The sequence below is a fragment of the Paenibacillus polymyxa genome (genome assembly GCF_015710975.1).
Classification (GTDB): domain Bacteria; phylum Bacillota; class Bacilli; order Paenibacillales; family Paenibacillaceae; genus Paenibacillus; species Paenibacillus polymyxa.
In genome coordinates this window covers 2,366,293-2,381,152 of the sequence record NZ_CP049783.1, presented here as the reverse complement: position 1 = coordinate 2,381,152, position 14,860 = coordinate 2,366,293, and the positions used below count along the sequence as shown (strand labels likewise).

Sequence of the window (14,860 nt, the reverse complement as noted above, 5' to 3'; positions counted from 1 at the left end):
AAAATTAGTAAATCCTCAAAAAAGGAGGGAGTTTTTTTACAGCAAACATCAAAAAAGCCTTCAAACCCGCGGTATACCGCTAAGCTTGAAGGCTTACATTTAAATTAAAATTATAATTTCGATCGCGTCTGGGAATCTGGCTTAGCCAACAACCGAATTAGTGTGTTAAGAACAGGACGTTTGGTTTTGCCAACGAGCCCAATAACTTCTGCCCCGATCTGTAGGAAGAACATCATGATACATATCACGACAAAGGTAACCCAGTTGGCTTCATTAAGCGCAGCCGACGATTGAATCACGGCTAATATACCGAAAAATACAGCAATACCGTAGATAATCAACACCGTCTGTCTGTGGCTGAAGCCTAGTTCACGCAAGCAGTGATGCAAATGACCTTTATCCGGTGAGAATATCGGTTTTTTCTGCAACTTGCGTCGAATAATAGCGAAGAATGTATCTGACAAAGGTACACCGATAATAATCAATGGCGTAATAAATGATACGATAGCAATTTGCTTGAAACCAAGCATTGAAAGCATAGCCAGAGAGAAACCTAAAAATAAGGACCCGGTATCACCCATAAATATTTTTGCAGGATGAAAGTTGAAAAACAAAAATCCGATAATACTGCCCAACAGCACAAGGCAAAGCATGGCTACCATGTAATTGCCCATTAGTAGTGACATCACAGCGATCGTTCCAATCGCAATTCCTGAGACACCTGCAGCCAGTCCATCCAGACCGTCAATCAAATTGATGGCATTGGTCACACCTACGATCCAAAAAATCGTAAGCGGAATGGAAATCCAGCTTTCTAAAGAAGAGTATGCATCTTGAAAAGGTACATTTACAAAATCCACACGAATATCAAAAGCAAACACGACCATACACGCCACGGCAATTTGAGCCAAAAATTTCAATTTTGCATTAAGATCAAGACGATCATCGAGAGCACCAATCAATGTAATCAGCGTACCGCCAATCAGAAAGGCTGCAATAAAGTTAATATCCCGCGAGGACAGCATTCCGTCAGGCACAAAAGGTAACATCGCCAATAAGGACAACAGAAATGCCAAGAAAATCCCCAGACCGCCAAGACGCGGCATAATTCGGGTATGTACTTTTCGGGCATTCGGCACATCGACGGCTCCAACCTTCACAGCGAATTTCTTGACGAGCGGTGTCAGTAACAGCGCAAGTCCCAGTGCCATGATGAAACCAATAATATAGATCAATAACATTTGATCATTCGACCCCCAATTTTAAAGCAATGCCTTTTCAGATGTAACCGCATTGAATTATACTCTGATCAAAAATAAATACCAAGCCTCATATTCTGGCAAATTAGCGGGTTTTAAAGGCAGATTCAAGCTATTTATCACACTTTTGTGACGTTTTCTTTTTCACGCATCACTTTCACTGCGAATTTCGGCAACGCAAGCATTCTTTTGTAACGAGTGGGCTCTTTTAGAAGTCTATATAACCACTCGGCTCGTAGCTTTTGAAACAGTTTAGGTGCGCGTTTTGTTTTGCCTGATATAACATCAAAACTACCGCCGACCCCCATCATCACCGGTACACCAAGTTTCTCCTTGTATTTACCAATCCAAGGTTCCTGTGTGTCCGCTCCACGTGCTACAAACAACAAATCAGGGTTCGCTTCACGAATAGCCGCAATCACTGCTTCGTCCTCGTTAGGACCAAAAAAACCATCGCGCTTGCCACAAACCGTAATTCCAGGATAAAGCTCATGTACCCGCTGAGCGGTCGCCTGAATCACTTCAGGCGTCGATCCAAGTAAGTAAACTTTCCAATGATAGTTTTCTCCAGCTGCGAGCAATTCATGTAACAAGTCAAAACCCGCCACCCTCTCGGGTACAGGATGCCCAACATAGTTTGCAGCCCAGACCACACCAGTTCCATCCGGAACAATCAACTCTGCCTGTTTCATCACATTCATATACACTGGATCTTCCAATGCAGCCATTACCATAATCGGATTGGCAGTGATCACTTGATGGGGGCGGCGAGACTTCACCGCCTGAATTAATACATTTAATGTATCTTTCATATTAAGCCTTGATACCTGAACACCGAAAATCGGGACGGTAGGCACACTCGTAACCTTATCAACTGTCACTGTATCCATCATCCTTTGCGACACAAGTAATTAACGATATGTTGTGCTGGTAAGCGAGCCTCACTTTTTAACAAAGCAATTGCTGCCCCCTGGCTCTCAATCCATTGACTGCGCTGATCCAGCAGTCGTATGGACTCATTAGCCAACTTTTGCCCATCCAGTGCATCTGTAGTACCTACAGGCTGGCTACCAACACGGCTGAGGAAATGATCAATTTTGGGATCGTAAGATATCCCCAACGGGGGCACCTGATGGGACGCTGCATAAATCAAGCTGTGCAGCCTCATCCCGATCATCAAACTACATCTGCTGACTTCCAAAAGCATCTGTTGCGGATCGGTAACTTGTTCACACATGCTGACAAGGCTTCCCGTCCCCCTAATATCCCCCAACAAATCCATGACCATCCTTGAAGCCTGTACGTCGTCAGGTAAATGGAATGGCAAGAAACGCAAGTGAACACGGCGTTCCGCGGCTAATCTTTTCAAGCCGTCTGCAATAGCCGTTAAATCGCGTTGTTCCTTATCCCAGTAGCGTACAGACACACCAACAACCGGGAGTTTATCCTCATCAGTCTCAGTTGCTGCATTATGCAGCTCGGAACCAGAGGGCAAAGGAAGCCCCATTACAGGGTCAGGTACAACATGAACAACCGGGCGTTTCAGTTTCATGGTACCCAGCAAAGCAGCAGATTGCTCATCTCTGACGGAAACATATTCACAGCGTTGAAACACAGATCGGATCATAGGATAAAATATCTTCCGCTGTACCGGGCCCATGCCCTGAGCATATACAAACGTAGGCTTTCCAGCCCATTGAGCCAGTTTCAGAATCGCTAGATAATAAGGAATGCTTTTAGGGCTTGTAGCATCCTGGAGCAGACTCCCGCCGCCACTAATTAGCCCATCGCTGTTTTTAATCGCTCTCCGCACTTCTCCTAGGCTCATACGCGGAACAGCTTCTACTCCGTACATTTTCTGTGTCCAAGCAGGGTCAGAAGATAGAACAACAGGCTTGACCGTAATCCCCGCCTGACGACTCTCCTCTTCTAAAGCAGTCAGAATCGACTTGAGCACCGCTTCATCCCCACTATTGCGAAACCCGTAATAACCCGAGATTATTATCGTTTTAGCTGTGGTGACCATTTCTTCCAACATCCTTCCAGCACTTGCCACACGACAATTGCGATGATTCCCAGCACCAGACCCAATCCCAATCCCAACAGCCCGCGACTAAGCGAGAGTGCAGCTGGAGAGTGAATGTGAGCGAAGGTATCCACCATCGAGGCTTGACCAATTGCAGCTATGATCAGCAAATAGATTGCTTTGCGATATTTCAAAGCCAAGAATATCCCTGCAAAAAACAATGGGTGAGCCATTAAAAATTCCTTATTACGCGGGCGTACACCAAACGCATTCTCAAGGAAATTACGGAAAACCAGCTCTGTGTTCGACACCGTACCTGCGTTTCCAGTACGAGTCAAATAGTAGTAGCCTGCCGCTGCGATAACAGCCAATACGATAACCCACAATACAGTAATCGGCGTACGTAACAGTTTGGAGATTTCCTCCCGTATAGAAACGCCACGATAAAAGAAAATATAAATCGCAGCCAAGAAGATCGGCAGAATGTGAAGCAAGCTTACACCTCTAAATTGGTTTAACACCAGACTGTAGGCAATGCTGTTCAACAGTGCAATAACAAAAGGCACTGCAGCCAGCGACAAGATCGCTGTCTGTACGTATAGTATAAGCGTTTGACTCAAACGTTGACCTACAGAAAGTTTAGGCCCCTGTTCACGTTTAATTCTAATCGTACGCACTGCAATGATCATTGCAACCGTAGGTCCGCTAATCGCTGCGAGCAGCGCCAAGCCTTGTTCCATCAAGCTGGAGTTCAAAACATAAAGCCCAGCAGAGCCTACCAACCCCAGTGCAAATGCAAGCAGAGTCAATGCCGGAACGAAATAGGACACCATTATGGAGAAGAAAGCTAGTGCACCCAGTACGACGATCATTTTGAGATAGCGCTGAATGGAAGAATCGACCACTTGGAACGGTTCAGCTTGTCCAAGTTCAAACCCTTTTTTCTCCATTCGTTGTACAGCGTTGCCCGGTTTGTCTAAGCTGTGAATCAGGTTGTCAACCGAGTCTTTCACCTTGGCCTCAGCAACACTACGACTAGGCGCGGTATTCAGATACAACATGCGAATATTCCGATCCTTGGTGGCCAGTGCAAAACGATCGGCCAACGTTTCCACATCGAGTGTTGCATCTTTATCACTCAATGAGTAGAGACGCACAACATTATAATGGATATCGTAAGCGAGCTTATTGAAGCCTGCCTGCGGTTTTTTTAAGTTTTCAATAGCAGCTAGGCCAATATCGTATTTGTTCAGCAATTTAGCAAATGCCGCTAAGCTATGCTCTTTCTCATTATCAGTAAAGCCTTTGACTGAATCACCTTCAAACAAAATGCGTTTTACACCATTTTGCTGAAAGGAAGCCAGCATCTCTTCCGTCAACTCCTGGTTATAGGGAAGGCTGTCACTCATGCGTGGAACAATAAAAAATCCTTTGCTCCGAAGCTGCTTCATAGCAATCGGGTCAGGCTGCATAGGCTTGAGATACGCATCCTCGGGGGATGTTTCCACAACAAGCCCCTCCTGTCCCTGATAACTCCACGGCTTTACGTTGATGCCCAGACTTGTAAACGTACGTAAAATTAACGGCTTTAGTGCCTCAGCATTTTCTTTGTCAGCGAAAACAACGTACGTATAATTCTCATTTGCAGGTGAAAGACGTTTTTCTAGATCCGCAACATTCTGAGTCGTATATGTTACAATACGGCCCGCTTTACGGAAATCATCCAGCGTACTTTCATACATCGCCATGCTGTTCACACCAGCCTGTTGTAAGCGGTCAAGCTGCTCATTCAGATAGTCCTGCGGATGAGCCTGATACGAAGCCGCCTCCGTCAAATCCCGATAATCGAATACAATCTCTACTTTTTTACTCGAGGATTCTGTCTTTACACGATCGGCGATGACTGGAATGGAAGCCAGCAAGCCAACAGCGACCAGAATCCACAACCATTTTCGAGAAGCCGTATTCCAATACTGCCATTTCTGATACACCAAAGAACCTCCTTAATATTCGGGATTTTGCAAAATTCAATGCTGCCCACTTGCCATTCTGCCCTTTAGGTAGGTCACTCATTGAATTTTGCAAAATCCTCCGTTGCCGGAATAAGCCTATTTTTCCAAAGCCTCTTCCAGGTTATTCTGCAATACAGAGAAATGACCTCCACGGCGTACTGCCCTTTGCCGTGAGAGGTCACCGATTACTCATTTCATATCTAATTACCTTAACCTATTCTATTATAAAGGGAATTTTCTCAAGCGTCTACGCGAGCCATAACAGCATCGACCAGCTGACCGATTCTTTGCTCCGCGTCTGACAGCGAGGAACCACGTACTGCAAAATATACTTTGATTTTAGGCTCTGTGCCCGAAGGACGCAGGCAGAACCATGAACCGTCCTCCAATAAAAACTTGAGTACGTTTTCCTGCGGAAGTCCGTCCAGGCCTTGTGAGTAGTCCAGTACTTTGTCTACCTTCACACCTGCAATCTCTTGAGGTGCGTTGCTGCGCCAATCCGTCATTTTGCCCTGAATTTGCTCTACTCCATCCTTACCCTTGAGTGTACGAGACTCCAGCTTCTCAAGGAAGTAGCCAAACTGCTCGTACAGCTCTTGTAAAACATCATAGAGCGTCTTGCCTTGCGTGCTGTAATAAGCAGCAGCTTCAGCGATCAGCATGGCCGCCAAGACAGCATCCTTGTCACGTGCGTAATTTCCTGCCAGATAGCCGTAGCTCTCTTCATAGCCAAACAGGTAGGTATACTCGCCAGTTTGGTCAAACTGGTTCATTTTCTCGCCAATATACTTGAAGCCAGTTAGCGTGTTAAACACTGTTGCTCCAAAATGCTCAGCAATAACTGCACCCATTTCGCTAGTTACGATGGTTTTGATAACTGCACCATTATTCGGAAGCTTGCCGGTTTCTTTCAGTTGATTCAGCAAGTAGTAAACCATAATGGCGCCGGACTGATTACCGGACAAGACCACATATTCGCCATCACGGTTTTTCACAACTGCCCCCATACGGTCAGCATCAGGGTCTGTTCCGATCAACAGATCTGCACCAATTTTCTCACCCAGCGCAATGGCCAGTTTGAACGCATCACGTTCTTCCGGATTAGGCGACTTAACGGTTGAAAATTCTGCATCTGGCTGCTCTTGCTCAGGCACAATATGCACCTGTTCAAAACCGATTTTTTCCAGCACACGACGAACAGGTATATTTCCAGTGCCATGAAGAGGTGTAAACACAACTTTGAAGTTCTTGCCCGGTCCAGCTGCAATCAGTTCTCGGTTCACACTCACACTGGCTACCGTATCTACAAACGCTTCATCTTCCTCTTCTCCAAGCCAAACCAACAATCCCTGCGCCTCTGCTTCTTCACGTGTCAGACTTTTGATGTCAGCAAAAGAAGGAACCTCACGAATATAGCCAATCACCTTTTCAGCCTGATCAGGAACAAGCTGACCACCTTCATTATTGTATACCTTGTAACCATTATACTCGGGAGGATTGTGGCTCGCCGTTACAACGATTCCTCCACTGGCTCCCAAATGACGTACACTAAACGAAAGCTGTGGCGTTGGACGCAAGGAAGGGAACAACTTAGCTACGATACCATTGCCCGCCAACACCAAAGCTGCATCCAAAGCAAACTCTGGCGAAAAATGACGCGAATCATGTGCAATGACAACTGAAGGTTTTCCTTCTTTGCCAGCATGCTGCTCTAAAATATAGCGAGCGAGCCCTTGAGTCGCACGTCCAATCACATAACGATTCATCCGGTTACTGCCTGCCCCGATCACTCCACGCAGACCGCCTGTACCGAATTCCAGTTCTTTGTAAAAACGATCCTCTAGTTCCTGGTCGTTGCCTTGCAATGCGCGCAACTCCTGTTTGGTTTCTTCATCAATATAAGGGTCTTGCAGCCAGCTCTCAATGCCTTCTAATGCTTTTTTACTCAACTGCGTCATACGGAATTTCCCCTCTCCATTTTTGGGTTGTCAAAACAGGATCTCTATGTACACATGCACTCGGTTCAGACGTCGTGCTTATGTCGGCAGGGCTTGTCTATTGTGGTGGGTCTGATAAAGCAAACATAATCTCGCCCTCAGCTACTACCGTGTCGCCCACTTTCGCCGTAGCTTTCCCTTTGCCAAAAGCGCCTTTGGAACGAGTAATTTCCACTTCAAGTGTCAGCGTATCCCCAGGGACTACCTGTCCACGGAAACGGAAACCGTCCAACCCTGCCAAAAAGCCGATTTTGCCGCGATTGCTCTCTAGGTGCAGTAATGCGACTGCTCCGACTTGAGCCAACGCTTCAGTGATCAACACACCAGGCATAACGGGATAACCCGGAAAATGTCCAATGAAATGAGGCTCAGTCATCGTTACATTTTTAATGCCTACTGCTCTCTTCCCTTCCTCCAGTTCAATAATACGGTCCACCAACAAAAATGGCGGTCGATGCGGAATAATCTCCTGAATTTGATTAACATCCAATTGCAATTTGTCCATTTAGCTTAATAACTCCTCCCGCTTGCAGATTTCACTCTGTTCAGCCAGAGTTACTGCAAGCATAATATTACCCCGCTAACGCTGTATAAAAACAGCTCATCACGGCAACAATGTTAGATATCCTTCACCTACTGCAGAAGTGAAGGTTGAGATAAGGGGCTTTTTCCGCCGGTTACGCAACCAGAGGCGAGAAGAAGCCCTTTTGCTCGTGCTTGGTTTTACCCCGCAGTGTTATAAACTCCCCATCATTATACATTCATCAGGTGCAAAAAGAAAATTATGCGGAAGTACCATATTTGTTGCTCCTATTATGGAGTGAAGCGAAGTTTCAATTGAGTCAAGTTGAGCAGGCTACGGGGGATGGATCATTCTTCCGATCGCTGTTATCCTCAGATTTTCCATTATATAAAAACCCGAAAGGGTTAAAATCCGAGGATAAAGGCGAACGCTATCGCTTCTTCAGAACGATTCCATCCCCTCCGCCAAGTTATTTTTGACTCATAAAGAAAGCTCGCTTCAATAATACTCGCTTGTCGTGAAGGGCAGAGAAACAATCGGAGGGCTCTGCGAATGGCCTACATTGGCCGTAAGCCATGCGTGCTGCGCTGGCGGCTCTTGCCGTTGGAGATATAACAAAACCCTGCGCCACTGGCACAGGGTTTTGTTTTCTATACTCCCCACACAATCGCGGGTGGTTTATTTTAATAAGAGTGGCCCATGGCGGGTAGCCAGCGGAGCGGGCAGAATTGTTTTGGAGAAGCACAGCGTTTGCCTTTATCCCCGGATTCAAACCTTGAATGCCTTAAAATCAAAATGAATCTGGGGATAACAGCAATCGGAAAAACAATCTGCACGCAGAGCGACCTTTTCCCGCCCCCACTCATTAAAGTAAACTAAGGCGCAAATATAAGATCAATGACATGCTGCCAGGTTTTCCATTCAAATACGCCTGCCAGCCCTTGCTTACCTACAATTACATATCCTGCAATTAGGCCGCCTAACAGCGAGAACAGAAGCAACAACGGAACTACGAAATAACGAGCAGTACGCCAGCGGGATTTAGTCTTTTCAGGCATCGGACGGGAATCAGATTGTTCTTCCTTCATCACCAAATCCTTAAGCCCTCAAATTGTTAGCCAGGTTCATCATGGTATCGCTAGAGGTTAATGCCCGTGCCGCCATTTGATACATCCGCTGGACTTGCATCATATCCGTCATTTCGCCCGCTAAATCCACATTAGACTCCTCAAGATAACCGGAACGCACAGATACGTCCGTTGGAACAGCACCTGCCACCCCTGCTGCACCGAATACGTCGGCTTCTGTCACGCCATTTGCTAACACAAACAGGTTATCATCCCGCTGTTGCAAACCTTCTGGACGCTGTACATCCATTAGCTTAATTCGCTGACCAACTGTCGGAGCGCCAGTTCCATTAGCACGAATCAGCAATTCGCCATCGGAGTTAATAGCTACTTTGGAACCCGCTGGTGCAGTCACAGGAACATCGTTATTATCCAGCACAGAATAACCTTCGGCAGTGGTCAACATCATCGTCTCATTATCATTCGGATCAGGAATAAAATGAAAGCTGCCATCACGCGTCCAAGCTTTTTGCCCATTTCCTTGGATTTCAAACAAAGCATTCCCCTGGATCGCCAGATCGGTAGGAAGTCCCGTCTCCTTGAGCGGACCTTGCTCCATATTTTTCATAATTGCGGTCGTTTTGACTCCGTAGCCCAAATTATAGCCGAGCGGCATCGCCCGTCCATTTTGGAGATACGTCGAAGGCTGTTGCTGCACATTGGCCAATACATCTTCAAAGGAACCCTGTTTACTCTTATAACCAACTGTATTGACATTGGCGATATTATCGGCAATTAAATCCAAACGCTGCTGCACACTGGCCATAGACACCATTGCGCCAATCATGGAGTTGTTCATCACTTACCCCCTGTTATACACGGCCTACTTCGTTAACGGCCTTGTCCAAGCTTTTATCATAAAATTGAATAACCTTCTGATTTGCTTCATACGCTCTTAACGCAGCCATCATATCCACCATCGACTGAGCAGCATCTACATTAGATACTTCCAGATAGCCCTGGCGAACAGATACAGTATCGTTAGCGGTCATCATTCTAGCCGTAGCACCATCCGTATCATTCAGACGGAAATTACCGTTGCCCTCACGAACGAGCTGGTATGGCCGATCAATAACACTAATTCCAAGCGTCGTTCCGAGCAACTGGTTAGATTGGCTGTCCACCAATTGACCCCGTTCATTTACTTTAAGCGCTGAGACAGGCCCCGTCAATTGAATTGGGTTTCCATTCGTATCCAACACTGCTGAACCAGTCGACGAAAGCAATGCTCCCGTTCCATTTACTTGAAAATGTCCATCACGTGTATAGCGGACATTACCATTATTGTCCCGTACCGTAAAAAACGCTTCTGGACGATAGGTGACTTCACCGTTAGCATTGATGAATTTCCCCGCCTGATCAAAAGCCATAGGTCGACCAGTAGCCGGGTCGTTCACATTAATATTGGACTGTAACGCAAAATCCGTAGTTTGTCCACTATCCTTCAACGCTCCCTGAATGTAAGGAGAGAGGCTTTCCTCAGCAAAAACGCCAGTATTGAGCTTGCCGACCGTACGGTCCGGGTTATCAGGGTTTCCCCCCGTCATGGAAATAAGCATTTCGGGGAATGAGCGTTGAACGCTATTCTCCTGTTTATATCCCGTGGTATTCATATTAGCAATATTTTGCGTCACAGTGTCATGACGTCGTTGTTGTGTCATCATTCCGGCAGCCGCAGTATATAAACCTCTCAACATGTATCGTGCACCCCAATCCTATACTCTGCTCATCAATTATATGCTCGCATGGAGGCACTAAAGCCAAAATGCTAGGCAACCTGCCTGACCGCACACGAGTCTCTTATAGTCACTATCGGCAGATTAGAACTTTTTCTTAACCACATGATCCAAATTATCCAGCATAATTCCTGTACCTTTAACGACACAATGCATCGGATCTTCAGCAACCAGCACTGGAACACGCAATTCTTCAGCAAGCAGCTCGTCCAAACCGCTAAGCAACGCACCACCGCCAGTCAAAATGACACCACGGTCAATAATATCGGCTGATAGCTCCGGTGGCGTCTGCTCCAGTACAAACTTAGCTGCAGCTACAATCGCTGACACGGGATCTCTCAGCGCGTCCTGCACTTCTTCCGCGGAAATACTTAACGTTTTGGGCAATCCGGATACCATATCCCGTCCACGGATGTCCATCTCAGCACGTCGTCCGCTCGGATGCACGGTTCCGATAGCAATCTTGATATCCTCAGCCGTACGTTCCCCGATGAGAAGCTTGTACTTCGTTTTCACATATTTCATGATGGCTGTATCAAATTTGTCCCCTGCCATTTTAATAGAAGAAGCTGTTACAACATCTCCCATAGAGAGGACTGCAACGTCTGTTGTTCCGCCACCAATATCTACGACCATGTTGCCGCTAGGCTCAAAGATATCCATTCCGGCCCCGATGGCAGCCGCTTTTGGCTCTTCCTCCAAAAATACTTCTTTCGCCCCGCTACGCTCCGCCGCTTCACGAATCGCTTTTTGCTCCACTGAGGTAATGTTCGTCGGCGCACAAATCAAAATACGAGGGTGGCTGTACCAGCTTTTACCCCCTACCCGATTAATAAAATATTTTAACATCGCTTCCGTTACTTCAAAATCGGCGATGACACCATCACGCAATGGACGGATGGCTATGATATTACCTGGAGTACGTCCTACCATACGGCGCGCTTCTTCTCCGACAGCCAGAACTCTTTTTGTATCGCTTTCTATCGCAACAACGGAAGGTTCGTCAAGAACAACCCCCTTACCTTTGACGTGGATAAGCACGTTGGCCGTACCGAGGTCGATACCGATATCATTACTGAACATATTAAAAAGGCCCCCAAAGTGATATTTTAAAAAGCTAAGATTCGACAAGAAGCGGCAAATATATGTATAAACCTACGGTTACATGTCATTTTTCGTCTTGTACCATCTTTTAACATATCATACTTCAGGGGGTTGATTCAATGGCTTTGCCAGCCAATTCACTATATATTTTTAGGACTTGCCAGAAACAAGAATTCCCCTTCTTTTCCCACTCGTTTTTTTGTATTTAATTTTCGTCGCTTCACCCCCCGCAGATGGCGGATGGATTTATGGTATTCGAGAATGTGCTTCACCTGATCGGCAAGATCCGGGTTAATTTCAGGCAGCCGTTCGGTCAGATCTTTATGCACCGTGCTCTTGGAGACACCAAATTCCTTGGCAATCGTACGGACCGTATTCCTTGTTTCCACGATACAGCGACCGATTTTGATGGTCCGTTCCTTGATGTAATCGTGCACGCTCCCGCCTCCCTACTGTGGATAGTTTGGTACATTATATGAGGAGCGTGCCTATATATTCGCGGTTTGGTGGTAAGACATGCTTCGGAAGGCCTATTTATTTGGCAAAAGTAGCTTATGTTTACCTTATGCGCTAAAACTACACAAGAAAAAAGCAGGGAATATGAATTCCCCGCTTTGCATGCAAAGCTATGACCCATTTATTTTTTAGGAAGCAGACCTGTTGGATTCACCGGCTTGTCATCCTGGTACACTTCAAAATGCAGATGTGTTTTCAAATCCTTTTCGAGCTCATTGCGACCTGCTGAAGCAATCACATCATTTTGTTTCACTTGATCGCCTTCTTTTACTTTCAGATCGCTCAAGCTTTGGTACACTGTTTTGAGATTATTATCATGCGTGATTTCTACGACGTTACCTACCAGCGGATGTTGTTCCACACGGGATACTTTCCCACTCAGTGCAGCTCTCACTTCAAACGCTTGATCGTCGGACCGAGAAAGGTCAATCCCGGTGTTAGCGGTAAATGTTTTATCGTACTCTACCATAGCTGCCGCTTGCTCATCAGCCGTCGCGTTTTCGTCAAAGAAAGGCTTAACGACCTGCACTGCGCTAGCATCTGCCACCGGCCATGCGATATTTTCCGACTGAGCAACAACCTCCACACTTTCTGGTTGTTGTTCGTTAACATCGGTACTCACTGCGCTTGTGCTTTGTACCGATGGACTAGCTGGGTCAGGTTTGAAAGACTTATGGCTAGCATCCTGATAGACCCACACTAAGGTTAGTATAATGGCTGCTGCGGCAATGTAGGCTGCCGGGTATGCCCACCTTTTGGACAACAGCTTTTTCCACGAAGACGGCCGTGAAGCTCTTCCACCCTGAAAGGTTTTGGGTGTATCTTCATGATTTTGGTTCTGGTTTTTATTTTGTTCACTCATTTGCTCATCACCTCAGTAACCAGTGTTACCGGGCGCAACTCTTTTATACTTCAAAGTTACGAAAAATTTACTAACTTAGAATACGAGAGGCATTCGCAAAAGAAATGCCAGTATAATAGTGAAGAAGAATCTGAGTGGCAGTATGGCCTTCCTTGGCCATTCCGTTGGCTCCCCACTGACTCATACCGACGCCATGACCATAACCGTAGGTCGTTATAGCAATCCGATCCCCCTCGGTCTTCCACGTAAATTCAGCCGATCGTAGCCCTAGTTTGTTACGAATCTCCGGTCCCGTAAAGAGCGAACCTCCCACCTCAATCTTTTTGATGCGATGCCCTTCTGTTTTGGAGAGTATACGAATCTCTGGCATACTCCCCCCTCCAGTAGAAGCAGTGACCGCAGCACGACTCAATCCTAATCTATCGAACAAGCTCTGACGGCTCAGTGTAACGGTTTCTGTAAAACGAGGAGCCAACTGCTTGTCCCATGGACTGGACACACTTCGTAAATAGGGCACGGCCTTCGCCCATACATCCTCTGAATTTTCGGTATAGCCGTTGCTGGTAGAAAAAAAAGAAGCTGTAATGGGTTTGCCATCATATACCATGATTGTATCCTTGGTGTCGCGTACAGCCTGACGAATTTTAGTCAGATCTGCGGATTTACCAGAATGCTCCCATTCTCTAGTAAGTTTAGCTTTGGAGATGTAAGCCTGGTGTTTAACGGTATCTGTCACATCTGCGCCCGCCGGGGCACCACTGGTATCATCAGCCAACAAACGCCGGGTAATGAAGGTACGCGCGGCAATGGCCTGTGCCTTCAATGCCTCTTCCTCAAAGCTGGGCGGCATTTCAGCTGCTACTACGCCGACAATGTATTGCTCCAAAGGCAGTGTCTCCGTCCGGCCAGTAGACGTGACGTACACCCGCACGTCCGGCTCTGCCGCAGCCGGCACGCTGCGCGCTGGAGCAGCCGGTACGGCCGGCATCGGCGGGACACCCGGCAGGCGCGTAACGGGCGCCTCGCTCTTTGCCGCCGTATTAGGCTGCGCGGGTGCGGCTGTGCGGCTCCCAGACGGCAAAGGCTGCACTGCCTGGCGTGGCCATGCCATTAGTGCGGGCACCGCCATGGCAAGCACCAGCACCCCTGCCATGGCGGCAAAGGGCAGCCATGGGCGGCGGCTCCCCCAACGCGGGGCTCGCCCGGATGTAGGTCGCAGATGCGGCTGCGCTCCCTGTATCCTGCTTGCGTCGCCTGTGTTACTGGTCGCTGTTTCAGCATCAGGAAGCATCGCACCGACAGTGTGTAAAGTGGAAGTCAACGCTGTGGTACGCCGATGGGTCTTGGCGATAGGCGGCAATGCGCCTGTTGTGCCTGGCTGCTGCTGCATAAGCTTATTTTTCTGCAACGAAGTTGCTATAGAGCCAGAGCTTTCCTTCGCAAGTGAGGCCTGGCGATGTTCCTTAGGATGATGTATTGGTATACGGATGCGAACCTGTGAATCTTTCATAAGCTGAAACCTCCATCAAAGGGTTAAGTGTCCGGCTAAAGTACACATATACTCCAGCAGATATTCTCAATCATATGAGGTCGTCCACTTTGATAGAACCGTTTTGAGAGAACTGAAAGAATGAAAAAGACAGGCAGCAAAAACACAAAAAAACCAAGTCCTTTCGGACTTGGTTCTAATGGTTCAAG

12 protein-coding genes and 1 pseudogene are annotated in these 14,860 nt (G+C 47.0%); all 13 read right to left on the bottom strand.

Going from position 1 to position 14,860, the window contains the following annotated elements:
• Window positions 1-110: 110 nt before the first annotated feature.
• Window positions 111-1,241 (bottom strand): glycosyltransferase family 4 protein, encoded by a 1,131-nt coding sequence (locus G7035_RS10770; RefSeq protein WP_019688811.1) that lies wholly within the window; start codon window positions 1,239-1,241, stop codon window positions 111-113.
• 137 nt (window positions 1,242-1,378) lie between these two features.
• Window positions 1,379-2,140: a WecB/TagA/CpsF family glycosyltransferase gene (locus G7035_RS10765; protein ID WP_025366004.1), complete on the bottom strand. Its 762-nt coding sequence runs from the start codon at window positions 2,138-2,140 to the stop codon at window positions 1,379-1,381.
• Between the two features lie 8 nt (window positions 2,141-2,148).
• Window positions 2,149-3,285: a polysaccharide pyruvyl transferase CsaB gene (csaB, locus tag G7035_RS10760; RefSeq protein WP_016822996.1), complete on the bottom strand. Its 1,137-nt coding sequence runs from the start codon at window positions 3,283-3,285 to the stop codon at window positions 2,149-2,151.
• Window positions 3,261-5,276, bottom strand: a complete 2,016-nt coding sequence (locus G7035_RS10755) for a DUF5693 family protein (RefSeq protein WP_019688812.1) — start codon at window positions 5,274-5,276, stop codon at window positions 3,261-3,263. The genes csaB and G7035_RS10755 overlap by 25 nt, the downstream gene beginning before the upstream one ends.
• Before the next feature lie 260 nt (window positions 5,277-5,536).
• Window positions 5,537-7,255, bottom strand: a complete 1,719-nt coding sequence (locus G7035_RS10750; RefSeq protein ID WP_019688813.1) for a phospho-sugar mutase — start codon at window positions 7,253-7,255, stop codon at window positions 5,537-5,539.
• 97 nt (window positions 7,256-7,352) lie between these two features.
• Window positions 7,353-7,799, bottom strand: coding sequence for a 3-hydroxyacyl-ACP dehydratase FabZ (gene fabZ, locus G7035_RS10745; protein WP_013373420.1), 447 nt, complete (start codon window positions 7,797-7,799; stop codon window positions 7,353-7,355).
• A gap of 893 nt (window positions 7,800-8,692) precedes the next feature.
• Window positions 8,693-8,905 (bottom strand): DNA-directed RNA polymerase subunit beta, encoded by a 213-nt coding sequence (locus G7035_RS10740; protein ID WP_019688814.1) that lies wholly within the window; start codon window positions 8,903-8,905, stop codon window positions 8,693-8,695.
• 10 nt (window positions 8,906-8,915) lie between these two features.
• A complete protein-coding gene (locus G7035_RS10735) occupies window positions 8,916-9,743 on the bottom strand; it encodes a flagellar hook-basal body protein (RefSeq protein ID WP_016822895.1) in 828 nt (275 codons plus the stop codon).
• Window positions 9,744-9,756: 13 nt separating this feature from the next.
• Window positions 9,757-10,641, bottom strand: a complete 885-nt coding sequence (locus G7035_RS10730; RefSeq protein WP_019688815.1) for a flagellar hook-basal body protein — start codon at window positions 10,639-10,641, stop codon at window positions 9,757-9,759.
• 123 nt (window positions 10,642-10,764) lie between these two features.
• Window positions 10,765-11,763, bottom strand: coding sequence for a rod shape-determining protein (gene mreB, locus G7035_RS10725; protein ID WP_016324820.1), 999 nt, complete (start codon window positions 11,761-11,763; stop codon window positions 10,765-10,767).
• 171 nt (window positions 11,764-11,934) lie between these two features.
• A pseudogene (spoIIID, locus tag G7035_RS10720) lies at window positions 11,935-12,221 on the bottom strand (sporulation transcriptional regulator SpoIIID).
• A 200-nt stretch (window positions 12,222-12,421) separates the two neighbouring features.
• Entirely contained in the window at window positions 12,422-13,162 is a 741-nt protein-coding gene (gene spoIIQ / locus G7035_RS10715; protein WP_016822893.1) for a stage II sporulation protein SpoIIQ, read from the bottom strand.
• Between the two features lie 70 nt (window positions 13,163-13,232).
• Window positions 13,233-14,672, bottom strand: coding sequence for a stage II sporulation protein D (spoIID, locus tag G7035_RS10710; protein WP_019688816.1), 1,440 nt, complete (start codon window positions 14,670-14,672; stop codon window positions 13,233-13,235).
• Window positions 14,673-14,860: the final 188 nt, after the last annotated feature.